Below are 22,752 nucleotides of genomic sequence, written 5' to 3'. Positions count from 1 at the left end.
TGGCCATGTCAGTAGGCCGAATATGGGACGACCGGCCGCGGCGGGAACGGCACCGGCCCCTTCTGCGGCGAGAAGAAATAGCGCAGGTAGAGCACGCCCACGTTCGGCGCGTAGTCGCGCGAGCGGTCGAGCCGGAAGCGGCCGCCCACCACGAAGTGCGGCGTCACGCGATATTCGGCCGCCGCTTCGACCGTATAGCTGAAGCCGCCGCCCGAGCCGCCGCCGAAGAACGGCGAGCCGAGGTCGTTGGCGCTCATGAACGCGAGCGCCTGGGCCTGCAGACCGGGCCGCGTCGGGTAGAACGGCGACTCGTTCTCGTTCGTGAACGACATGCCCACCGATCCGTCGATCTCCCAGGAAAGCTTCTTGTAGCGGCCAGTCCAGTCGAGCGGAATGCTGACCGAGAAATAGCTTTGCGGACTGTAGTAGCCGCCGTTACCGAACGTGTAGTTGTGTTCGTTCTTCGAGTATTTCCAGTAGTTGAGCGTGAGGCCGCTCGACACGATCTGGTCGGGCCGCTTGAACACCGACCAGTCGTAGCCGCTGCGAACCTTGAACTCCTGGTTGGTCTCCACGTTGGTGCCGGTCAGCAGCCCGAAGCCAATGCTCGTGAAGATCGTGCCGGGCCCGAAGTCCTGCGCGCCGCGCACGGTGAAGCCGTTTCGCACCACGCCGCCCCATTTCTCGCCCGTGACCGGATCGATGCCGCCCGCATAGGAAACCAGGCTGGCGGTCACAGGACGGCGCGAGACGTCGAGCGAGAGCGACGAACCGGTCTGGAAGTCGTGGCGGTACTGAATGCCGCCCAGCACGCTCGTGATCGGGAAGCCCACCGGCGTGCTGCCGATGTCGGCGCGCCAGCTATTGTTCGCACCGCTGAACTCGTAACCCGCCGCGAGCGCGACGCCCGTCGCGGTCTCGTTGACGGATCCGAGCCCGGCGTTGCCGAGCGCGGCGATCTTGCCATACTTGTACGCGATGTCGAGGTCGTTGCCGGGCAGCGTGCCCGCGTTCAGATAGACCGTATCGGCGTGGAAGAAATAGTGGCCCGTATAGCCATCAGGAATGCGAACGTATAGCGGGACTTCGGTGGCGTGCAGCTCGGAAATGCCGGGGTCGCCCGAGAGGTTCGACTGATACCAGCCGGTCGCGACCTGCCCCTGCTTGCGGTCTTCCAGGCTTTGCAGCGCGCGGCCTGCCGACGTCGTGCCGTCGGCGTCGGGCTGCGTGCCTTTGGCCACTTCCTGCGTGCGCGAGGTGCGATAAAGGCTCGCGGCTTCGTTGTAGTTGCCGCGCGCCTGCGCAATGCGCCCCGCCTGGATCGTAATCTCCGCGTTGTCCGGATACTGCTCGCGCAACGGATCGACCACGGCGGAAGCCTCGTCGTTCAGCCCGAGCGCGGTGAAGCGCCGCGCCACGGCAAGGCGCGTGTCGATGTCGTTCTCCGCGGTGTCGGCCAGCACTGCGCGCACCATGTCGGCGGCCTCCCGGTCTCGGCCCATGCGTTCCAGCATACGCGCAACGGCGAGGCGTGCATCGGCGTCGTCGGGTTGCGTCACGAGCACCTTCTGCGCCGACGCCATCGCGCCCTTGTAGTCACCCTTCGCTTCGCGCAGATCGACGTCTTCGAGCAGCCAGCGCCTGGTCGTCTTCAGGCGGTCGGGCACGGCGTCGAGCGTATGGCGGGCGCCCGTCAAGTCGCCCGCCTCGATCTGACGGTCGGTTTCGCGCGCGACGAGGCGCAGCTCCTGGTCGTCGAGACTGGCCTTCTGTTCGTCGGTGATGCCGGGCTGATCGCGCGTGGCGTCGATCCAGTTCGCCCACGCGTCGTCGCGGTTGGCCGCCGCCAGCAGCTCGCCGTAGCGTACGCGCGCGCCGTTCGCCGCCGGGTCGTCGGGGTGCGCCGCGAGCCAGTCCTGCACGAGCTTCAGGCCCCGGTCCGGCTCGCCTATCGCGATCCACTCGCGCCCGACCGTGGCGAGCATCTGCGGGTCGTTGGCCGCATTCGCGTCGGCGGCCGCGGAATCGAGCAGCGCGCGCGCCTCGTCTTCCTTGCCCTGAGCGATGAGCTGGCGGGCCTGCGCGATCTTCTTCTGCGCGGCGAGATTGCCCATCAGTTCGCGCATGCCTTCGCTGCGCTCGGCTGCGGGGACGGCGTCGAGCTGCGCGGCGGCGGCATCGACGTCGTCTACGGAATTCAGATAGAGCGCTGTGGCATAGCGCATGTCGGGCGCCTGCGAGACCTTCAGGCCGTCTTCCATCACCTGGCGGCCTAGTGCGGGCAGGCCGAGGTCGCGGTATTGGCGCGCGAGCGTGAAGCGCGTCCATGCGTCGTCGGGCGTGAGTCGCACGGCCTCTTCGAGTTTCGCGATGGCCGGGCTCTTGCGGTTATCCGCGAGTAGCTGGTCCGCCTGGATCGAGAGTAGTTCCGCGTGCAACTGCTTTTGCTCGGCGCTCGAGCCGCTTACGCGCGGCGTCGTGGCCGCGATGAGCGGCTCGATCTCGCTTTCGCGTCCCGTCTCGCGCAGCACCGTCACGAGGCCGCGCAGCGCGTCCATATCGGGCTTGGGGGCGGTCACGAGCGGGCGCAGCACGGCTTCGGCTTCGGGCCACTTCTTCTGCGCAATGAGCGCGTTGCCGAGGATATCGCTGGCGGTCGTATTGCCCGGATCGAGTTTGAGCGCCTCGCGCGCGAGCGTTTCGGCTTCTTCCGGCTTGCCCTGCGAATTCGCCTCGCGTGCCTTCGCAATGGTGCCCCAGATGGTGGCCGTCTTTTCCAGGCTGCGCCACTTGCCGGCGTTGTCCGGGTCGAGCTTGAGGGCGCGCGCGAACAGCTCGCGCGCCTCGTCGTGGCGGCCTTCGCGCAGCCGCACGAGACCGAGCGCGCCGAGGGTTTCGCCGTCGTTGGGGTTCGCGCGCTGCGCGCTTTGCAGCGAGGTTTCGGCGTCCTTGAGATCGCCGCGATCGAGTTGTGCAAGGCCGCGCGCGCGATCGGCGGCGCCGGGGCCGGGACGGGGGCGTGCACGCGCCTGGGTGGACGCTCGCGCGTTGCCCGCGGCCGCGCCAGGCGGCGCGCTAATGACGGCCGATGGGTTTTGCGCCAGGGCTTGCGCCTGCGCCTGGCCCTTCGCACCGAGCTTCTTGCCGAGATCGGCGACGGTCTGCTTCGCGTCGGAGTCGTCGGGCACTTCCTGCAGATAGCGCAGATACCACACGTAATAGGCGGGATCGTCGTGCCCGGCGCTCGCGAGCGCGCGCCGCCACAGTTCGAGCGCGAACGCCCGGTTGCTGTCCTGCCGCTGGTACACGTGATAGATGAGGTTGAGGCCTTCCATGCGCGTGTCGGCGCGGTCGGTGAGCAGGTCGCCGAGGATCAACGCGAGGCGGGGATCGTTCGGATTCTGCTTCACGCGCGTGCGCAATTCGCTGATCGCCTGCGCGCGGCCCGCGGTCGTGCCGGCCAGGATGCGGTAGTAGTCGCCCGCGAGATCGCCCGCGGGCGCGCCGTTCGGAAACAGCTTGAGCAGGCGCGCCGAAGCTTCCTCGCTCTTGCCGGCGGCCGAGAGCAGGCGGATCTGGGCCATCTCCATCTTGCCGCTCGTGGCGACGCGGTAGGCGTCGTCGAGTTCTTTCGTTGCGCTCGCATTGGGCGCGATTTTTTTGAGCTGCGCGAGGATTTTCGCGGCTTCGGCCGGGCGGTTCGAGCGCAGCTCGATTTCGCCGAGCAACGCGAGCGCCTCGGGCTGCTGCGGGTCGAACAGCAGCGCTTTTTGCACGAGCCCGCGTGCGATATCCGGACGATTCTTGCCTTCCCACATGCGCGCGGCCGAGAGCAGCTGCGCGGCCTGGGCGGCGGGCGTGGCGGCGTTGGCCGCTGGCTGCGGGCTGGCCTGCGCCGAGGCCAGATACGGCGAGGCCGCGAAGACCAGCGCGACGATCGGCGCGAGTGTCGGTGCGAATTTTGGTACGAGACGCGGTGCGATGTTCGGCAGCAAGCGTTGCGGCGTGCGTGAAACCGCCTCGCCGCGCAGTGGATGCGCGGCCGCGCGCCGCGCCTCACGGCGCGCGCGGCGCACATGGGCAGCGCGGCGGGCGGACGCCAGGGCGTTCAGCGCGGCGTGGGGCATGCGCTCGTCCATGCTGGGGCAACGCGGCCTTGCGCGTCGAAATGGTAGAGCCCGTCGAGGTAGCCGAGCGCGAACAACATCAGCACGCTGCTGTAGTAGCCAGGCGGCGACTTCTGCGCGAGCGTGCGGCTGCGCTCGGCCTGGGCGTTCGCGAGATCGCTGCGGCCGAGCGCAGCCAGATACGGTGCGACCGCGGCGGAAAAGCCGCCGTTGCCCTCGTTCGGCCCCGGTGTGCCCGTGGTCGTGTCGACGCGCTCGGGCGGAAAACCATGCGCGCCGACGAAGTCCGCGAGCGGCTTGAAGGTGGCGAGCGTGCTGGTGCGCAGCGGGTCGTCGCCCGCGAGCATGCCGGCCCACAGATAGACGCGGATCGCGTTGTAGGCGCTTTCGGCGTGCGTTTGCGCGTCGGGGGCGAAACCGCCTTTCGCGTGATATTCCACCCAGTCGGGCGAGTAGCCCTTCGGCGCGGTCTCGTTGACGAGTCTCGCCGACGAGGCGAGCAGCGCCTTCCATTCGCCCGCCTCCGGCAGCGCGAGCATGAAGCGCCGCATGACCTGCAGCGGCACGTAGCTGGGGTTCAGGCGCCAGCCGTCCTTGCCGATCGTAAAGCCCACGGGTCCCGGCAGCACCGTGCGGCCAAGACCCGGCAGCACGGCGGTTTCCTCGCGCACGATGTTGCGGGCCATCACCGTGCCGAGCGCGGTGTAGCGGCGCTCGTTCCAGAGGCGTCCGGCTTCGAGCAGCGTATAGGCGATCCAGAGGTCGGCGTCGCTGGCGGGGTTGCTGTCGATCACGCCCCACTGCGGCTCGCCGGCATCCGCGGCGCCTGAACTGCCAGATGCTGCCGACGCCGCAACCGGCTTGCCGTCCTCGCCGATGTCGCGGCGCCCCCAGATCCATGCAGGCAGATGCGTGGCGAGGTCGCCCTGCGCGAGATTGTTTTCGGTCCACGTAAGGACCTTGTCGAAGCTCGCGCGGTCGTTCGCGACCAGCGCGAAGAAGAGCGCGTAGGACTGCCCTTCGGAAACGGTCACCTGGCGCGGCGTGCTCGCGTCGATCACGCGGCCATCGGCGCTCAGCAGCGTGCCGCGAAACGCATTCCATGCGGGCCAGGCGCAGGCCGCGGGGCTGGCGGATTTTGCTGCGCTGGCATTGACGGCTGGCGCGGCCGCCTGTGCCGTGGCAACCGGCATCAGCAGCGCCAGTGTTGCGAGCGGTGCAAGCGGCACGAGCGGCGCGCAGGCGAGCGCGCCGGCCGCGAGCCAGCGCATGAGCCGGGGCGCAAGCCGTGGCGCCAGAGCGGGCGCAAGCGTAGCCAAGCCCGGGCGCATCGTCAGGTCCCGGAGCGGCGGGAGGCCATGCGGCCGAGCGCCCAGAACACGGTGAGCGCAACGATAAGACCGGCCAGAATGCCCGCGAGCGCCATCAGTGCCGGGTAGCGCGAGATAAACACCCAGGCGCGCGCATACCACGGCAGATCGCCGACAAAATAGCGGTTGCCCACGCGCAGGCCCTCCACCTGACCGGAGCGCACGAGCGTGAGATCGCCGTGCATCTGCGAGATCTTGCCGCCGTCCTGGAGCGCGTCGAGCACGTCGCCGAGCTGCGCCGACGAGGTGGCGGCGAGCGCCACCACGCTCCTGCCCGACTTGAGCGGCGACTCGAAGCCGATCAGCGCCGCCATCGGTCCGCCGAGCGTGACGATCGAGCGGCCCGACGGTGTCGGGTCCTCGTCCTCGGTGCCGCCAAGCCAGCCGGGCCAGCCGCTGCGCTGGTCGCGCGTGGTTATCTCGGTCCTGCCGCGCTCGATGAGAAGCGGCAGGTCCTTGCCCCACTTCTCGAGCAGTTGCGCGCCCGAGCCCGAACCGATCACGAGCAGGTTGCTGTCGCGCACGCTGTCCACCTGGCTGGCGGGCACGATCGTCAGGCGCAGCGAGGGCAGGCCGGTCCACTGGCCCATGTGGCCGAGCAGCGTGAGCACGGCTTCCTGATCCTTCGTGTCGGGTTGGTCCGGAATCACGAGGGCCGTGTCGGAAAGGTCGGCCATGCGCGTGAACGGATAGCCGCTGTTCGCAAAGTAGGCGAGGTTGGGCAGCGCCGTGTAGTGCGCGAAGCCACTGAAGTCGATGAGCGAGTCGGGATCGACGGCTGCGCGCGCGACATCGGTGGCGGTGGAGGTGCACAACCCCGTCTTCTGCGAATCGATATGAAACTGGAACTGGAACTGGTTGTCGCTGCCCACGCGGAATGCGGGGATTTCCAGATTGGTGGCGGCGCGCGTGTCCGAGCCCGAAAGCAGCGGCACGTTGATGCGCGCTTCGTCGGAGGCGCGCGTGACGGGCCGCAGCCGCTGCGAGCGCACGAGCTGATCGTTGATGCTCACGTTGAGCACCGAGTCGTTCCACGCGGAAGGCGCCGTGTAGCGATAGCGGATGTCGAGCGGCACGTTGCCCCGCGCCCACGCATAGAGGTCGGCGGGCACGCGCAGATTCACGCGGATCGCGGGCGGGTTGTAGCCCGACACCTGGAGCTGTTGCGGGTCGGTCACCAGCTCGCGGAACAGCACAGGGCGGTCGGTGGGCACCCAGTTCGGCGCGTCGTAGGGCTCGCGCGCCGGGCCGAGATCGATCGATTTCACCATCACGCTGCTGCCGGCCATGCCGGCCTGCCCGAGTGCGACCGCGTAGGCGGCGTTCAGCAGTTCCTCGGGCGTACGGCCCGCGAGCACGAGCAGCTTGCGGCCCGACTGCGGATCGGCGGCCGGGTTCGCCATGACCGAGACCGTGGGGCCCTTGATCTCCGGCAGTTTCAGCCCCTCGGGCACCTGGCCCGGCAGCACGAGCGCGATGGCGTTGGTGTCGGGCGGCACGGTGCGCGAGACCGGGAAGCGCGAGCCGCGATAGCTCGCGAGCGCGCCAAGCCACGACGAGACGACGCCAGCCGCGTGGAGCACGGGCACGCCCGCGTTGGCGGCGAGCACGAAGGGCATACGCACGAGGCGGTTGTCGTGGCGGTCGAAGAACGGCACAGGCAATAGCCCGAGGTCGTCGGGCAGCACGATGCCCGCCGTGTTGAGCGTGAGCGACGTTTCGGGACTCACGTCGGCCCAGAGGCTCGAATGATAGGGATCCTCGCAATGATCGAGCGTGTAGTGCGCGATCATCTGCACGCTGATGCGGTTGTAGTCGGTGAAAAGGCGCGAGTCGAGATCGATCTCGCTCGTCACGAGCTGCCCGGCCGTCTCCTTCACGAGCGGAATCGTCGCGACCACTTCACCGTTCACAAACACCCTGAGATGCGAAAGCGACCAGATCAGCGAGGGCGAGTAGGTGTAGACGAGCTTGAGCTTCGCGCCGGTCACGACTTCGTCGGTGCGCACGTCGACGTTCATGCTGCCGGTGGGATCGAGGCCGCGCAGCGGGATCGGTCCGTACGCACCCATCTGGCGCAACGTGAATGTGCGCGTACGCGGCTGCCCGAGCGGCACCGACGCGGCAGGCTCGGGAATGACGGCGCCGGGGGCCGTCTGGATGACAGCGGGCCCGGTCAAGGTGGCAGAGGCCGCGACTGGCGCCGCGGCGGGAACGTCGCTTGCTCCCGGCGCCGCGGTCTGTGTAGCCGCGACAGCCGATTTGTCCACCGCGAAGAGGCTCGCCCCCAGCAGCAATCCGGCGACGAGTGCGCCCAGCCCAACTTGAACGGAGAGTCGCATCGCAACAGCCCTTTGTTTTCTTCGCAGTGCCTGTCTTTATCTTGCAAAGACAGCGACCAGGGATATTGGCGGCGTGGTGCCGCCAGGCGTTATCTCGAAACGGCGTCAATGTGGGTGGAGTTTAGCGGAGAGCCGAGGATCGCGCCCTATGAATGCACGTGTTTATGCCCGTTGCGTAAAGCGCGCAGATGACGGGCTGGCGCGGCCTGGCGACCGGTTTGACAGTTGGGCGCGTGGGTTGGGCCGGCAGGTTGGAGCGCTTGACAATTCCTGTGCGCGCAACAAAGCGCGGCGGCATTGCGATTGCGCAACGCGGGCGCCGGAAGTGGTGTGCCGAAAGTCAGCGATCGGGTTCATTCAATTAATCAGGATGCCGTATCGTTGAGGCGCGCAACAATCTCTCGCTTGTGCAGTGTCGCGAGCGGGTGAGGTAATCTTGGCGGCTTGATCCAGAAACGGAGCAGGGTGATGAACGAGCAAACGTGGCAGGCAGTGGACGACTGGTTCTGCGATCGGCTGATCGGTCCCGACGATGCACTCGACGGCGCGCTCGCGGCGAGCGCCAAGGCGGGCCTTCGCGCGATCAACGTGGCACCGAATCAGGGCAAGTTTCTGCATCTGCTCGCGCGCATTCAGGGCGCGCGACGCATACTGGAAATCGGCTCGCTCGGCGGCTATAGCGCGATCTGGCTCGGGCGCGCGCTGCCCGACGACGGCGCGATGGTGTCGCTCGAATTCAGCCCGGAAAACGCGGCCGTTGCGCGGGCGAACATCGCGCGGGCCGGGCTCGATGCGAAGGTGACGGTCATGACGGGCCTCGCGCTCGAATCGCTCGATGCGCTCATCGCGCAAGGCGCGGCGCCGTTCGACTTCGTGTTTATCGACGCGGACAAGAGCAATAACCCGAACTACCTCGAACGCGTGCTGAAGCTTTCGCGTCCGGGTACGGTGATCGTGGCCGATAACGTGGTGCGCGAAGGGCGCGTGGCTGACCCCGCGCATCACGAGGACGACGTGGTCGGCTTGCGCCGCTACTTCAACATGCTTGGAAACGACAAACGGCTCGCGACCACGGCTGTGCAGACGGTGGGCAGCAAAGGCTGGGACGGCTTTGCGATTACGGTGGTGGGCGGGTAACAAACGTCGATTGCCCACACACATACGCCAACAGCAAAAAAGGGCCTGGCAGATGAACTGCCAGGCCCTTCGTGCGTCTAGCTACGCGCTGACGATCGCCGGTCAGAAGTCCGTCGTCATCGAGAACAGCACGGTGCGCGGCGCGCCCATCGTCAGATAACCGCCGTTGGTCGACGACCAGTACGCCTTGTTGGCAAGGTTATAAACATTGGCGCGGAACGTAGTCGGACGGCCGAACACGTTCGTCGCGTAGCGCGCGCCGATGTCCACCGTGTCCCACGCCTTGATCGACATGGTGTTGGCCGCATCGAAATACTGCGGACCCGTATGCGTCCAGCGCGCCGAAAGCGTGAGGCCCTGCACCCAGGGCACGTCGTATTCGGCGCCCAGGTTGAGCAGGAAGCTCGGCACGCCGACCGGCGTCTTGCCGTCGGTCGAACCCCCTGCGGTGTCGAGCTGCACGGCGTTGATATAGGTTGCGCCCGCGATCAAACGCACGCCCTTGTACACCTCGCCGAACACCGACGCTTCCACGCCGCGATGGCGCTCGTTGCCGTTCGCCACATAGGCGCCCGCGCTGTTTGTATACGTCTGCGGCTTTTCGAGCTGGAACAGCGCGAGTTGCGCGCCATACTTGCCGTTGTCGTACTTCGCACCCACTTCATACTGCTTCGTGCGCTCCGGCGCGAGCTGGTCGCCGTAGTTCGTCGTGCCCTGAGGCGCAATGCCGCCCGCCGAAAGCGATTCGCTGCGGTTCGCGTAGATCGACACGTTCTCCCACGGCTTGACGACGAGGCCGAAGAGCGGCGTGGTGATCGAGTCGTTGTAGTTCGAGGTCTGCAGCAGCGTCGACGACGAGTAGCCGTTCGACAGAATCTCCTGGTGACGCACGCCCACCGTGAACAGCACGCGGTCGTGGAAGAAGCCGAGCGTGTCCGAGGCCGAGACGCTGCGCATCAGGTTCAGCGCCGTGATCGGCGGGTTGCCGTCCATGCCGGCCTGATAGGCCGTCGCGGGATACGGCACTTGCACGCCGCCGTAGAGGCTGGTCGGGAACGAATTGGAAAGCGTCCAGCCCGATTGCGTTTCCACGCGCACGATCGAGGCGCCCGCAGTCACGAAATGGCTCACCGGGCCCGTGTTGAAGTGGCCGCGCACGCCCGTTTCCGCCGAGGTCGCGCCTTCCTTGCGCACGACGCCCAGGCGCGAGCCGGTGGTGGTCGAAGGATCGGTGTAGTAGGGCGAGAAGTATTCGCCGTGCTCGTTCGTGTGGCGCACGCCGCCCGTCACGTACGCGGTCCAGCCGGGCAGGAAGTCGTATTCGGCGCGCAGGATGCCGACGGTGTCTTCCGCGTCGCTATACGACCAGGTCTGCGCGTAGTTGTGCGTGGCCGAGGGAACGCCGGGAATCTCGTCGCCCAGCACGTAGACGACGGGGCGGCCGTCCGAAACGTGCTGACGCTGATACATGAAGTCGCCTTCGAGGCGCAGCTTTTCGCCGCGCCAGTCGAGCGCCACGGCCGTCTGGTTGGCGCGGCGCATTTCGCTGTCGATGCTTGTTTCGCCGTCGCGGTTGTACTGGTTCACGCGAATGCCGAACTGGTCGTTGTCGCCGAAGCGGCGGCCCACGTCGATATGCGTGCCGAGCTCGCCCGAGGCGCTGCCTTCGAGTGTCACGCGCGTGAGCGGCTTGTCGTCGGCGCGCTTCAGTTGCAGGTTCACGCTGCCGCCGATCGAAGTGCCGTTGGGCGCCGCGCCGTTCAGGAATGCGCTCGCGCCCTTGAAGATGTCCACGCGCTCGAGCGCAGCCGTCTCCACGAGCTGGCGCGGCGTAATGCCATACAGGCCGTTGAGCGAGATGTCGTCGCTGTCGAGCGTGAAGCCGCGAATGACGTACACCTCCTGGAAGTTGCCGTAACCGTAGGCGGTGCGCACGGCCGGATCGTTCGAGAGCACGTCGGCAATGGTGCGCGCCTGCTGATCCTCGATCAGCTTCGCGGTGTAGGTCGTCATGCTGAACGGCACGTCGATGTTCTTCTGCGAACCGAGCACGCCGAAGTCGCCGCCGCGCGTCACGTGGCCGCCGCCAAAGGTCGGCTGCAGGTCGCCCGGCAGCGTTTCCTGGGACGCCTGCACTTTCACGGTAGGCAGCGTGGCATTGCTGGCGCTACCGGTTGCGGCGGCGCCGCTCGCTGCAGTGGGCGCCTCGGCGGTTTGCGCGAACGCCGCGGCGGGCATGCTGAACGCGACGGCGATGGCGGCGAGGATCGTGACGCGGGAAGCGGGGAGGCGCGAAGGCAAATTGAAAGGCGAGTGCAAACGGGATGCGGACATAAAAAGGGTTCGTAGCGAAGGTAGCGCTGGCGCTCCGTGATGCCTTGGTGCTGCGCGCAGGCTCCGGGCGAATGGTTATGCTTTGCCGGTCAGACAGGGCTCGCAGAGCTGGCCCCATGAGCGGCCCGGAAAAGTATGCGGATTGTATTGCAAATGAGAATGCGTGTTATTTAAATATTGCTGTCAAGAGGTGTATTCAGCGTTTACGCAACAATTTCAGTGCGAGGCATTCGATGTGGGCGCAACGAAAGGTTGGGAAATTCGGGGCCACAAGATTTGAGTTCGCCACGCGAGCGTGCGGCTTCATCCCGCGTCGTTGCGCGCTCAACCAATGCGCCGCGCGGCGCTTGCCGCCGCATGCGCGAGACGCGGCCCGGCCCGAATTCGAGGCGCGTTTCATGCGGCGCCGATAAGCAGATTCGATGCCTTTCGGCAGTCCTTTCGTTGGTTCGGGCGGCGCGCGCAAACCTACAATGGCGCATCGTGATGTTCGACGTCTGGTGAACCGGAAATGACTGAAAAATCGATGCTCGTGGTCAGCGCGCACAGCGCGGATTTCGTATGGCGCGCGGGCGGTGCGATTGCCCTGCACAAGAAGAACGGCTATCGCGTGAAAGTGGTGTGCCTTTCGTTTGGCGAGCGCGGCGAGTCGGCGAAGCTCTGGCGCAAGGGCCCGGACATGACCATCGAGAAAGTGAAAGCCGCGCGCCGCGAGGAGGCGCTCGCCGCCGCCGAGATTCTTGGCGCGGAATGCGAGTTCTTCGATCTGGGCGATTACCCGCTGCGCGTTTCCGATGAAGCGCTCCTGCGCCTCGTCGACATCTATCGCGACGTGCAGCCCGCGTTCGTGCTGAGCCACTCGCAGAAAGACCCGTACAACTTCGATCATCCGCTCGCCATGCATGTGGCGCAGGAAGCGCGCATCATCGCCCAGGCCGAGGGCCACAATCCAGGGCAGAAGATCGTCGGCGCGCCACCGGTCTACGCGTTCGAACCGCACCAGACCGAGCAGTGCGAGTGGATTCCGAACACCTTCCTCGACATCACCGAAGTGTGGGACGTGAAGCGCCGCGCCATCGAATGCATGGCGGGCCAGGAACACCTTTGGGAGTACTACACGCGTGTCGCGCAACAGCGCGGCGTGCAGGCCAAGCGCAACATCGGCATTACGGCGAAGCGCGACGTTCAATACGCGGAAGGCTATATGCGCCTGACGCCCGCAGTGGTGGGAGATCTGTCATGAAACGTGGTGTCGTCGTCACCCAGATTCCGCGCGCCGACGCGCGTCACATCGAAATCCTCAAGGAAGCCGGCACGGCCACCGTGCACGAGGCGCAAAGCCGTCTCGGCCTGCTCGCCACGTATCTGCGGCCCATTTATTTGGGCGCCGCGATTGCGGGCCCGGCCGTGACCGTGCTTATGCCGCCCTCGGACAACTGGATGCTGCACGTGGCCGTGGAGCAGTGTCGCGAAGGCGACGTGCTCGTGGCCGCGCCCACCTCGCCCTGCGAAGACGGCTACTTCGGCGAACTGCTCGCCACCTCGCTCGCGGCGCGCGGCGTACGCGGCCTGATCATCGACGCCGGTTGCCGCGACGTGCGCGCACTGAAGGCGATGGACTTCCCGGTGTGGTCGAAGGCCGTTTCGGCGCAAGGCACGGTGAAGGAAACGCTCGGTTCGGTGAACGTGCCGATGGTGTGCGCACAGCAAATCGTGCATCCGGGCGACGTCATCGTGGCCGACGACGACGGCGTGGTCGTGGTGCCGTTCGCCACCGTGGCGAAGGTCGTGGAGGCGACCCAGGCGCGCCTCGCCAAGGAAGAAAAGACGCGTGCGGTGCTCGCGGGCGGCACGCTCGGCCTCGACTATTACGGCATGCGCGAGCGCCTTGCCGAAAAGGGTCTGCGCTACGTCGACACGCCGGCAGACGCTTGAGTCTGCAACGTTCGATGGCTTTACACGAGGCGCACCGCAGCAAGAACGACAACGGGCGCCGCAAAGGCGCTCGTTTCGTTTCGCGATGACCTAAGGAAGCGCGTCGCGCGCCTCGAGGAAAAGCGGGTTAAAGGATCCGGTCCAACGCCTTCGCGAACCTTGCGACCGCGCCTTCGATGTCATGCAGTTTTTCGAGGCCGAACAATCCAATGCGGAAGGTCTTGAAGTCTTCAGGCTCGTCGCATTGCAGGGGAACACCGGCCGCGATCTGCAGGCCGGCGTCGGCGAACTTCTTGCCGGATCGTATGCCGTCGTCGTCCGAGTAACTGACCACGACGCCGGGCGCCTCGAAGCCTTCGGCCGCCACGCTTCGGAAGCCCTTGCTAACGAGCAGCGAACGAATGCGCTTGCCGAGTTCGAGCTGCTCCGCCATTACCTTGTCGAAGCCGTATGCTTCGGTTTCCTTGATCACGTCGCGCAGCGTCGCGAGACTGTCCGTGGGCATGGTTGCGTGGTAACCGAATCCGCCGCTCTCGTAGGCTTCCATGATCTGCAGCCACTTGCGAAGATCGCAGGCGAAGCTGGTGCTGGTCGTTGCGTCGATTCGTTCGCGGGCGAGCGGGCCGAGCATGACGAGCGCGCAACAAGGTGATGCGCTCCACCCCTTTTGCGGTGCGCTGATCAGGATATCGACGCCGCTTTTCTCCATGTCGACCCAGACTGTACCGGAGGCGATGCAGTCGAGTACGAACATGCCGCCTACGGCATGCACGGCGTCGGCCACCGCGCGCAAATACGCATCGGGCAGCATCATTCCGGATGCGGTTTCGACATGCGGCGCAAAGACCAGATCGGGCTTGTTCTCCCTGATCGCCGCGACGACTTCTTCGACCGGTGGCGGTGCGTAGGCGGCCTGCCTTCCCTGTTCGACCGGACGCGCCTTCAGCACGATCGATTCAGAGGGAATGCTGCCCATGTCGAAAATCTGCGACCAGCGGAAACTGAACCAGCCGTTGCGAATGACGAGGCACTTCTTGTTCGTCGCGAACTGCCTGGCAACGGCTTCCATGCCGAAGGTCCCGCTGCCCGGGACGACAACGACCGACTTCGCGTTGTAGACTTTTTTCAGGGAGCTGGAGATATCTCGCATGACGCCCTGAAAGAGCTGCGACATGTGATTGATCGAGCGGTCGGTGTAAACCACTGAATATTCGAGGAGTCCCTCGCGGTCGACATTGGGAAGTAAACCTGGCACGCTCGCCTCCGATAAGAAAATGAATAGTCGAATCGACAACCGATTCTAACCAAAGCCGTCTGCCATTGCGGCGACAAGGCTGTTCGCAATGTTGCACGGGTATTAGATCACGCTCATTGCCCGTGCGCGGCAATGTTAGCGCGCTCACTCTTTTTTGCGGAGCAGCAAATATCGACTGGCGCAGGCGCCGCCATGTTGAATCGCCTGTTTCGTGAAACTCCCTGCCTGGGTGCCCGTTCTGCGGGCGCGGCAGTGGTCGCGCTCGCGGTCGTGCCCGGGGCAATTGGCGCTCCAGCCGGGAACGCGACACTGACTGCGAGACCCCCGCCGGGAGCTTCGTCGAGTGTAACGCGTGCCTCGTGCACGCGCGCGATCTCCGCGACGATCGCGAGACCCAGCCCGTTGCCTTCTACGTTCTGCGTCGATTCGCAGCGGTAGAAGCGCTCGAACACGACTTCGCGCTCGTGCCGGGCGATGCCCGGCCCGTTGTCGGTGACCTCGAGCACGGCACAGGTATGGCGCCGCCCCACTCGTACCGTGATGACCGCGCCGTCGCCCGAATAACGGATCGCATTGTCGATCAGGTTGCCGATCAGCTCCTTCAACAGGTCCCCGTGACCCACCAGTTCGACCGCGTCCTGCTGGTCGAAACCGAGATCGATGCCGCGTGATCGCGCCACCGGTGACCAGTCGAGCGTAACGCTGCGCGCGATCTTGTGCAGCAGCATCGGTGCCCGCTTCGCCGCCTGATCGCAGCCGGCATCGAGCCGCGAGAGCGAAAGCAACTGCTGCACTGCCCGCACCGCCTGGCGTACCGCCCGGTTCAGGCGCCGCAGATGCAGGCGGGTGCTGGCGTCGAGGTTGCCGCGCTGAGCCAGTTCCGCTTCCGCCTGAATCACCGCCAACGGGGTCTTCAACTGATGCGCGGCATCGGCAAAAAACCGCCGACGCGATTCCTGCATGCGTCGCGAGCGCGAGATGTACTGATTGATCGCCTCGACCAGCGGCATGACTTCGCGTGGCAGGCCCGAAGCCGCCAGTGGCGCGCCGTCGTCCTCGCTGCGCGCCGCGACCTTTGCCGAAAGGCGGTTGAGCGGACGCAGGCCTCGCCCGACGCCGAGCCAGACGATGCCGAGCGCGAGCACGACCAGCAGCCCCTCCTGAAGCAGCGAACCGATCAGGATCTGCTGCGCCAGCGCCTGACGTGGTTCGATGGTTTCGCCAACCATGATCTGGACCATGCGCGTCTGCGCGGCGGGCACATCGTGAATGGGCAAACGCAGTAAGGCCATGCGCAAGGGCACGCCCCGATAGATCGTGTCGTAGAAGTGTGTCGCGAAAGGATCGAGACGGTGCCCCGCAGGCCGTGGCAAGTCTGCGTAGCCGGTTACAGGCCGTGCGTCCTGACCCGCCTCTTCGCGAATCAGGTAGTAGATCTTGCTGTCGTTGCTGGATTCGAACATCTCCAGCGCGAGATAAGGCAGATCGACATGGACCCGCCCCTCGCGCAGGTGCACCCCCTCGCGGATCGAACGCAGCGAAAACTCGAGCGTGCGGTCGAACGCGGCATGGGCCGACTGCATTGCGCGCTGATAGGTGAGCCACGCATCCAGCGCGAGCAGGCCAAGCAGCGGCAGCAGCAGCCACAGCGACATCCGCATACGCAGATCGGGTGCCCTCAGGCGGGCGTGCATGCCTGCCTCGCTTCGAGCAGATAGCCGAGCCCGCGCAGCGTCACGATCGCCACGGCACTGCCTTCGAGCTTTTTTCTCAGCCGATGCACATAGATTTCGATTGCCTCGGCATTCACCGATTCGTCAATGCCAAAGATCTTCTCCGACAGCGTCTCCTTGTTGATTGCCCGGCCATTGCGCAGGATCAACACTTCGAGCACCGCGCGCTCGCGCGGCGTGAGAGGGAGCGGCTCGCCTTCGAGACTGAAGCCGCGATCGGCGGCGTCGTAGACGAGTGTTGCGCAGGCCACGCGCAGACAGTCCTGCCCCTGGCTGCGTCGTATCAACGCACGCGTACGTGCCTCCAGTTCGCTCAGCTCGAAGGGCTTGGCCAGATAGTCGTCGGCGCCGAAATCGAGTCCCCTCACGCGATCCTCCACCGATCCGTGCGCGGTCAGAATCAGTACCGGTACCGTGTTGCGGCGCGCACGCAGACGGCGCAGCACTTCCAGACCGTCGAGCTTGGGCAACCCGAGGTCGAGGATCACGAGCGCGTAGTCCTGGGTGCGCAGCACGTGATCGGCGGACTCGCCGTCATGCATGCAGTCGACCGTCAGACGCGCGCTGGAGAGCGCATCGGTCAGTGAACGGGACAGGATCGGGTTGTCTTCAACAAGCAAAACACGCATCGCCACCCCCAGGGAAATCCATGAGATGAATCATTCGTTTTCCTTCCAGTTTTCGCCCTGGCTGAAAGCGTACAGAAAGCATTTAAACCTTACCATTCGCCAACACAAGATAAAAGCCCGTCTTGACCTGGAGGAAGACATGACCGATGTCATTCAAACGCTGTGCCGCTACGCTCGCTCTTGCACTCACCGTCAGCCCGGTCTGGGCGCAGGTTCCTGCCGGATACCCGAGCCACTACCAAGCCTCGGTGGAAGCCGCAAAAAAAGAAGGAAAACTGATCATCTACGCCGCAACGGATGCCGCCATCGCGAAGCCCCTCATCAAGGATTTCGAAAGCCTGTATGGCGTGAAAATCGAATACAACGACATGAACAGCACCGAGCTCTACAACCGCTTCATCAGCGAGAACGCCGCGAGCAGCACGAGCGCCGACGTGCTCTGGAGCTCGGCCATGGACCTGCAGATCAAGCTCGTCAACGACGGTCTGATGGCGACCTACGAGTCGCCCGAGACCCCGCATCTGCCGGTGTGGTCGCAATATCAGAAGCAGGCCTGGGGCACGACCTTCGAGCCCCTCGCGATCGTCTACAACAAACGCCTGATGCCGGCAGGCGAGGTACCGCAGACGCGCGCCGACCTGATCAAGCTGTTACAGACCCAGCCGGCACGCTACCAGGGCAAGGTCACCACGTATGACATCGAGAAGTCGGGTACCGGCTTCAACTATCTGACCCAGGATGCACGCGTGAACCCTCAGGTCACGTGGGCACTCGTGCGGGCAATCGGCGCGACCGGTCCGAAGCTGCAGTCGAGTACCGGCGCCATGATGGAGCGCATCTCCTCCGGCGAAAATTTGCTTGGCTACAATATTTTGGGATCCTATGCGTATAGCAAGGCCAAAAAAGATCCATCCATCGGCTATGTCTACCCGAAGGATTACACGCAGGTGGTCAGCCGCCTGCTCACCATTTCGAAGAAGGCCCAGAACCCCAATGCAGCGCGTCTGTGGGTCGACTACGTGCTCTCGAAACGCGGTCAAACGTTGATTGCGAACGAAGCGAACCTCTTCTCGATCCGCGCCGACGTGACCGGCGAGACTTCGATGGCCGGCTTGACCGAACAGCTCGGAGATTCGCTTAAGCCGATTCCGGTCGGTTCCGGCTTGCTCGTCTATCTCGACCAGGCCAAGCGCCTCGAATTTCTCAGGCAATGGCAACAGTCGATCAAGCGCTAGCGCACGCCTGACACGGCGAACGCCGTGAAGCGCCGGGCGCTTCACGGTGCGCTCTCCCTGTTTCCCTTTTCGATAGGCGGCCGCGTGCCGCGGGAGGACCCTCATGCTTTCACGACGCGCGCCCATCCCGGCCGCGGTGCCGCTCCATGCCAGGGAGATAAGCGATATTCCGGCGCTGCCCGAGGGGCCGCTGCGCCCCCTGGCTGGCTTGCTACGCTGGCTCGTCATCGCGGTACTGACCGTCGCTGTCGCGCTACCGGTTGCGCTCATCGTGTTCCAGAGTCTGTTGAGCGCCCCCTTCTTTGACGCGAGCCGCACCTTCGGCCTGGCCGGCTTCGCCTTCATCTTTACCGACGCCGATTTCTGGTCGGCCGCGGGCAACTCCTTCACGATCGCGAGCGGCATGCTGTTCATCTCCATTCCGCTCGGCGGCATCCTGGCCTTCCTGATGGTGCGCACCGATCTGGCAGGACGCCGCTGGCTCGAACCGGTCCTGCTCACGCCCATCTTCGTTTCGCCGATGGTGCTCGCCTTCGGTTACGTGATCGCCGCAGGCCCAGCCGGCTTCTACTCGATCTGGTGGAAGCAGTTGACCGGCATGGAGGGCACGCCATGGAACGTGTATTCGGTCTTCGCGATCACCGTGATCGTCGGGTTGACGCACGTGCCGCATGTCTATCTTTATGCCGCGGCGGCCTTGCGCAACCTTGGCTCCGACGTCGAGGAGTCCGCGCGCGTATCGGGCGCCCGGCCGCTGCGCGTGGCCCTCGACGTGAGCCTCCCCATGAGCATGCCCGCGCTGCTCTTTGCCGGCGTACTGGTGTTTTTCCTCGGCTTCGAGGTGTTCGGTCTGCCACTCGTCCTCGGTGACCCCGAAGGGCATCTCGTGCTGGCCACTTATCTTTACAAGCTCACCAACAAGCTCGGCGTGCCCTCGTATCACCTGATGGCCGCGGTCGCCGTGTGCATCATCGCCGTGACCTTTCCGCTCGTGCTGCTGCAACGGCATCTGCTCAAGAGCGCCAATCGCTTCGTCGCTCTCAAGGGCAAAGCCACGCGGCAGACCGTGCTGGCACTCGGTACATGGCGTTGGGTCGCGCTCGCCGTCGTCGCGCTCTGGTTGCTGCTCACGATCTTCGTGCCGCTTTCCGGCATCGTGCTGCGAGCATTTGTCACTCACTGGGGCGAAGGCGTGGACCTCGTCGAGACGTTGACTCTCGCGAACTTCTCCGAACTGTTCGAGCACAGCAATCTGGTTCGGGCCATTTTCAACACCTTCGGCATCGGCGTGCTGGGCGGCGCGCTCGCGGTCGGGTTCTACACGCTGGCCGCCTTCGCGGGCCATCGCCAGCATGACTGGGCCGCCCGCCTTCTCGATTACATCGTGCTGCTGCCGCGCGCCGTGCCAGGCCTGCTCGCCGGACTGGCGTTCCTGTGGGTCTTCCTCTTCGTCCCCGGCCTCAAGGAACTCAAGAACTCGATGTGGAGCATCTGGGTGGCCTACACCGTTGTGTGGCTCGCCTACGGCATGCGCCTGATCCAGAGCGCGCTGCTGCAGGTCGGCCCCGAGCTCGAAGAGGCCGGACGCAGCGTCGGCGGCACACGTGCGCGCGTCAGCCTCGACGTCACGCTGCCGCTGGTGCGCTTCGGGCTGCTCGCCGCGTGGCTACTCATTTTCATGATCTTCGAGCGCGAGTATTCGACTGCCGTCTACCTGCTCTCCCCCGGCACCGAGGTCATTGGCGCCCTGCTCGTCTCACTGTGGGCCGCAGGGTCTGTCGATCAAGTCGCCGCCCTTTCCGTCATCAACATCGCAATGGTCGGCGCCGGTCTCGCCGTGGCCTTGCGCTTCGGAGTGAAATTGCATGGATAAGCTCTCGGTCAACGACCTCCATCTGAGTTACGGCGCGCATCCGATCCTCGAGGGCGTCTCGTTCGAACTGAAGGCGGGTGAAGTCGTATGTCTGCTCGGCGCATCGGGCAGCGGCAAAACCACGCTGCTGCGTGCGGTGGCCGGTCTCGAACAGCCCTCATCGGGCCGCATCCAGCTGGACGAACGCGTCTTCTTCGACGGCGCAGCCGGCATCGATCTGCCCGTCGAGCAGCGCTCGCTCGGTCTCGTGTTCCAGTCCTACGCTTTGTGGCCGCACCGCACCGTGGCTGAAAACGTCGGCTACGGGCTCAAGCTGCGTCGCGTGTCGGCCCCGGAGCGCAAGCGTCGGGTTCAGGCCGCGCTCGATCAACTCGGCCTCGGTGCTCTCGCCGCGCGTTATCCCCATCAGTTGTCGGGTGGGCAGCAGCAGCGCGTCGCCATCGCGAGGGCGCTCGTTTACAACCCGCCGGTGATTCTGCTCGACGAACCGCTTTCGAACCTCGACGCAAAGCTTCGTGAGGAAGCTCGCGCATGGCTGCGCGAGCTGATCGTCACGCTCGGCCTCTCGGCGCTATGCGTGACCCACGACCAAACCGAAGCAATGGCGATGTCCGATCGCATCCTGCTGCTACGCAACGGTCGCATCGAACAGGAAGACTCGCCGGCAGACCTCTACGATTCGCCCCGCACGCTGTACGCCGCCGATTTCATGGGTAGCAACAATCGCTTCGAAGGACATGTCTGCGCTGTCGAACCGAGCCATGTTGTATTGAGCGGCGCGGGCTGGACGTTGCGGGCATCCGCACGCGAAGCGCTTAGGCCCGGTCAGGCAGTCGAAGCGGTGATCCGGCTCGAGCGTCTTCAGGTTGTCGATGGTCCCGGGCAGAACCGCCTGCGCGCCGAACTCGTCACGTCGATGTTTCTCGGCGATCGCTGGGAATACCTGTTCCATTGCGGCGAACTGCGCTTGCGTGCCTTCGGCGTGCAACCACGCGCCGCCGGCGAGCACTGGCTCGAACTGCCGGCGAACAACTGCTGGGCCTTTGCCCAGGCGGGCTGACGAGGGGCTCGTGCGATTCAAGCTTGTTTGCAGCTGCAGTAACCGTGGGTTGGCGCATGCCGCCACCGGAATCCAACGCAGAAACTGGGAGTAGACAATGAAGTCGCATATCACAAGAACAACCATGTTGGGTCTATCATGCGCGGGCATCGCCGCCGTCGCGCAGGCGCAATCAACGGTCACCCTCTATGGGATCGTCGATGCGGGCGTCGAATACACGAATCACACCAGCGCAAACGGTGGTTCTGCACGGCTCGTTTCGGGCGGCAAGAATACGTCGCGCTGGGGTCTGCGCGGCGTCGAGGACCTGGGTGGCGGGCTGAAGGCGGTATTCCAGCTCGAAAGCGGCATCAACATCGCGAACGGCACCTTCGACGACGGCCCCGGTGCAATCTTCGACCGGCGCGCTACGGTCGGGCTGAAAAATCGTTTCGGGCAGTTGACGCTCGGGCGCACCTTCACGGTGACGTACGACTACATGCTGCCGTTCGATCCGATGGGCTATGCGCCGAACTATTCATGGGCGACATCATCGAGCGCGACGGGCGGGCGCAAAGACGGTCTGTTCACCCGCTCGGCCAACGCCGTGCGCTACGACGGCGAATTCTCCGGGATCAAGCTGGGCGCGCTGTATGGGTTCGGCAATGTGCCGGGGAGCATGAAGACGAGTTCGAAATACGACTTCGCGCTCGGCTACGCCGGCGGTCCGTTCGCTGCCGTGGTCACCTACGATCGACAAAACGGCGCGGCGGACAGCGTCACGCCCGTCGATCAGACCCGCTACATTCAGGGCATCCACGCTGGTCTTTCATACGACTTCGGCGCGGCGAAGGCGATGGCCGGTTACCGGAATTATCGCAAGACATTCAGTACTGCGGCGGCAACGCTGCAAAGTGATATGTACTGGATCGGCGGCTCGTACGATTTCAACCCGTACTTCACGCTGCTCGGCGCGATCTATCATCAGAACATCAAAGGAGCGAGCGACGCCGATCCGACGCTGTTCTCGCTGCGCGGGCAATACTCGCTTTCCAAACGGACGCTGCTCTATGTCTCCGGCGGATATGCGATGGCTCAGCACGGTCAGAAGGTGGGCTTGTCGCGCGACCTCGTCGGTGCGGCCGACACGCAAACAGGGATGACGGCTGGCGTTCAGCATCGGTTCTGAGTGCTTTCTGGCGCAAGTACGAAGCCCCTGGGTAGCCCAAGACGATGATGCGATGCGGCAGAACCGGTGTCTGTCTCACTTGCGCACGGGCGGCTGGGGATTGTTGGCCGGGTTCGTATCGAACCGGTTCACGCTTTCGATGCCCACCCGGCCAGCGAGGGCCGAGAGCCGCGCATACAGCCCGTCGGCGCTTTCCCGGTCGTAGACCTCTTCGCCGCCAACGTACACCGCAAACGACGTCAGGTACTTCGCCTTTTTCCCGGGATTGGCGATCGTGTCTTTCGTCCATTGATACAGCGGATAGCGGTCTCGCCCGGCACGCTCCGCCTCTTCCACATAATCGGCGAATGCGTCGAACTGGCACTTCAAAGCGGCGTTGTACTCGCGCAAGACGGCTTCAAGCAAGTCGCGACCCTCATAGGGGCTGCTCGCCCGCAGCGCATCGGCCACCGCGGGCACGACGGTGATGCGGACCTGGAATTGCCATGTTTCTGGCATGGTGCCTCCTGTGCTGACGAACAGCATAACCGCTCAGGCGGCCACAACCGCCGCTC

Annotated in this window: 15 protein-coding genes; 7 read left to right on the top strand and 8 right to left on the bottom strand. The window is 65.1% G+C overall.

From position 1 onward, the window contains the following. Window positions 1–8 precede the first annotated feature (8 nt). The 3 genes from M3A49_RS16055 to bcsB form a co-directional block, all read right to left on the bottom strand. The gene (locus M3A49_RS16055; protein ID WP_266229522.1) at window positions 9–4,127 is read right to left on the bottom strand and encodes a cellulose synthase subunit BcsC-related outer membrane protein; all 4,119 of its coding nucleotides are present in this window, start codon (window positions 4,125–4,127) and stop codon (window positions 9–11) included. Further along, on the bottom strand, window positions 4,109–5,398 hold the full coding sequence (gene bcsZ, locus M3A49_RS16050; protein ID WP_416338964.1) for a cellulose synthase complex periplasmic endoglucanase BcsZ: 1,290 nt from the start codon (window positions 5,396–5,398) through the stop codon (window positions 4,109–4,111). Before bcsZ ends, M3A49_RS16055 begins: the two co-directional genes overlap by 19 nt. Before the next feature lie 62 nt (window positions 5,399–5,460). Beyond that, on the bottom strand, window positions 5,461–7,839 hold the full coding sequence (bcsB, locus tag M3A49_RS16045) for a cellulose biosynthesis cyclic di-GMP-binding regulatory protein BcsB (RefSeq protein WP_266229521.1): 2,379 nt from the start codon (window positions 7,837–7,839) through the stop codon (window positions 5,461–5,463). Between the two features lie 468 nt (window positions 7,840–8,307). Between bcsB and M3A49_RS16040 the strand changes: the two genes are divergently transcribed. Continuing rightward, window positions 8,308–8,976 carry an O-methyltransferase gene (locus M3A49_RS16040; RefSeq protein WP_266229520.1) on the top strand — a complete coding sequence of 223 codons (669 nt, stop codon included), beginning with the start codon at window positions 8,308–8,310 and terminating at the stop codon, window positions 8,974–8,976. A 102-nt stretch (window positions 8,977–9,078) separates the two neighbouring features. On the opposite strand, the gene M3A49_RS16035 is transcribed toward M3A49_RS16040, so the two are convergent. Beyond that, a complete protein-coding gene (locus M3A49_RS16035; protein WP_266229519.1) occupies window positions 9,079–11,310 on the bottom strand; it encodes a TonB-dependent receptor in 2,232 nt (743 codons plus the stop codon). Between the two features lie 511 nt (window positions 11,311–11,821). Here M3A49_RS16035 and M3A49_RS16030 point away from each other — a divergent pair. Then, a complete protein-coding gene (locus M3A49_RS16030) occupies window positions 11,822–12,553 on the top strand; it encodes a PIG-L deacetylase family protein (RefSeq protein WP_266229518.1) in 732 nt (243 codons plus the stop codon). Continuing rightward, entirely contained in the window at window positions 12,550–13,245 is a 696-nt protein-coding gene (locus tag M3A49_RS16025) for a 4-carboxy-4-hydroxy-2-oxoadipate aldolase/oxaloacetate decarboxylase (protein WP_266229516.1), read from the top strand. The genes M3A49_RS16030 and M3A49_RS16025 overlap by 4 nt, the downstream gene beginning before the upstream one ends. A 127-nt stretch (window positions 13,246–13,372) precedes the next feature. Here M3A49_RS16025 and M3A49_RS16020 read toward each other — a convergent pair whose 3' ends face one another. The 3 genes from M3A49_RS16020 to M3A49_RS16010 form a co-directional block, all read right to left on the bottom strand. Beyond that, window positions 13,373–14,500: an aminotransferase class V-fold PLP-dependent enzyme gene (locus M3A49_RS16020; RefSeq protein WP_254356294.1), complete on the bottom strand. Its 1,128-nt coding sequence runs from the start codon at window positions 14,498–14,500 to the stop codon at window positions 13,373–13,375. A 113-nt stretch (window positions 14,501–14,613) separates the two neighbouring features. Further along, window positions 14,614–16,182, bottom strand: coding sequence for a sensor histidine kinase (locus tag M3A49_RS16015; protein ID WP_266229556.1), 1,569 nt, complete (start codon window positions 16,180–16,182; stop codon window positions 14,614–14,616). Then, window positions 16,179–16,862, bottom strand: a complete 684-nt coding sequence (locus M3A49_RS16010; RefSeq protein WP_254356293.1) for a response regulator — start codon at window positions 16,860–16,862, stop codon at window positions 16,179–16,181. The genes M3A49_RS16015 and M3A49_RS16010 overlap by 4 nt, the downstream gene beginning before the upstream one ends. Before the next feature lie 146 nt (window positions 16,863–17,008). On the opposite strand from M3A49_RS16010, the gene M3A49_RS16005 reads away from it, so the two are divergent. The 4 genes from M3A49_RS16005 (at window position 17,009) to M3A49_RS15990 (ending at window position 22,198) form a co-directional block, all read left to right on the top strand. Further along, window positions 17,009–18,097 carry an ABC transporter substrate-binding protein gene (locus tag M3A49_RS16005; protein WP_266229514.1) on the top strand — a complete coding sequence of 363 codons (1,089 nt, stop codon included), beginning with the start codon at window positions 17,009–17,011 and terminating at the stop codon, window positions 18,095–18,097. A 124-nt stretch (window positions 18,098–18,221) separates the two neighbouring features. Further along, window positions 18,222–19,970, top strand: coding sequence for an ABC transporter permease (locus M3A49_RS16000; protein WP_375541788.1), 1,749 nt, complete (start codon window positions 18,222–18,224; stop codon window positions 19,968–19,970). Next, window positions 19,963–21,030, top strand: coding sequence for an ABC transporter ATP-binding protein (locus tag M3A49_RS15995; RefSeq protein ID WP_266229512.1), 1,068 nt, complete (start codon window positions 19,963–19,965; stop codon window positions 21,028–21,030). Before M3A49_RS16000 ends, M3A49_RS15995 begins: the two co-directional genes overlap by 8 nt. Before the next feature lie 97 nt (window positions 21,031–21,127). After that, entirely contained in the window at window positions 21,128–22,198 is a 1,071-nt protein-coding gene (locus M3A49_RS15990; protein ID WP_266229510.1) for a porin, read from the top strand. Between the two features lie 75 nt (window positions 22,199–22,273). Here the strand turns inward: M3A49_RS15990 and M3A49_RS15985 are convergent, their stop codons facing one another. Beyond that, window positions 22,274–22,696 carry a hypothetical protein gene (locus M3A49_RS15985; protein WP_266229555.1) on the bottom strand — a complete coding sequence of 141 codons (423 nt, stop codon included), beginning with the start codon at window positions 22,694–22,696 and terminating at the stop codon, window positions 22,274–22,276. Between the last annotated feature and the right edge of the window lie 56 nt (window positions 22,697–22,752).

Source organism: Paraburkholderia sp. CNPSo 3076, from assembly GCF_026343935.1.
GTDB classification, from domain to species: Bacteria; Pseudomonadota; Gammaproteobacteria; order Burkholderiales; family Burkholderiaceae; genus Paraburkholderia; species Paraburkholderia nodosa.
The sequence above is the reverse complement of the archived record's forward strand: the minus strand, read 5'-3'. Positions and strand labels throughout refer to the sequence as shown.

Bases quoted from the DNA above. Each gene is read 5' to 3' on its own strand.
- M3A49_RS16030 (WP_266229518.1), top strand. From the start codon at position 11,822: ATGACTGAAAAATCGATGCTCGTGGTCAGCGCGCACAGCGCGGATTTC.
- bcsZ (WP_416338964.1), bottom strand. From the start codon at position 5,398: ATGCGCTGGCTCGCGGCCGGCGCGCTCGCCTGCGCGCCGCTCGTGCCG.
- M3A49_RS16005 (WP_266229514.1), top strand. From the start codon at position 17,009: ATGTCATTCAAACGCTGTGCCGCTACGCTCGCTCTTGCACTCACCGTC.
- M3A49_RS16055 (WP_266229522.1), bottom strand. From the start codon at position 4,127: ATGCCCCACGCCGCGCTGAACGCCCTGGCGTCCGCCCGCCGCGCTGCC.
- bcsB (WP_266229521.1), bottom strand. From the start codon at position 7,839: ATGCGACTCTCCGTTCAAGTTGGGCTGGGCGCACTCGTCGCCGGATTG.
- M3A49_RS15990 (WP_266229510.1), top strand. From the start codon at position 21,128: ATGAAGTCGCATATCACAAGAACAACCATGTTGGGTCTATCATGCGCG.
- M3A49_RS16025 (WP_266229516.1), top strand. From the start codon at position 12,550: ATGAAACGTGGTGTCGTCGTCACCCAGATTCCGCGCGCCGACGCGCGT.
- M3A49_RS16035 (WP_266229519.1), bottom strand. From the start codon at position 11,310: ATGTCCGCATCCCGTTTGCACTCGCCTTTCAATTTGCCTTCGCGCCTC.
- M3A49_RS15995 (WP_266229512.1), top strand. From the start codon at position 19,963: ATGGATAAGCTCTCGGTCAACGACCTCCATCTGAGTTACGGCGCGCAT.
- M3A49_RS16010 (WP_254356293.1), bottom strand. From the start codon at position 16,862: ATGCGTGTTTTGCTTGTTGAAGACAACCCGATCCTGTCCCGTTCACTG.
- M3A49_RS15985 (WP_266229555.1), bottom strand. From the start codon at position 22,696: ATGCCAGAAACATGGCAATTCCAGGTCCGCATCACCGTCGTGCCCGCG.
- M3A49_RS16040 (WP_266229520.1), top strand. From the start codon at position 8,308: ATGAACGAGCAAACGTGGCAGGCAGTGGACGACTGGTTCTGCGATCGG.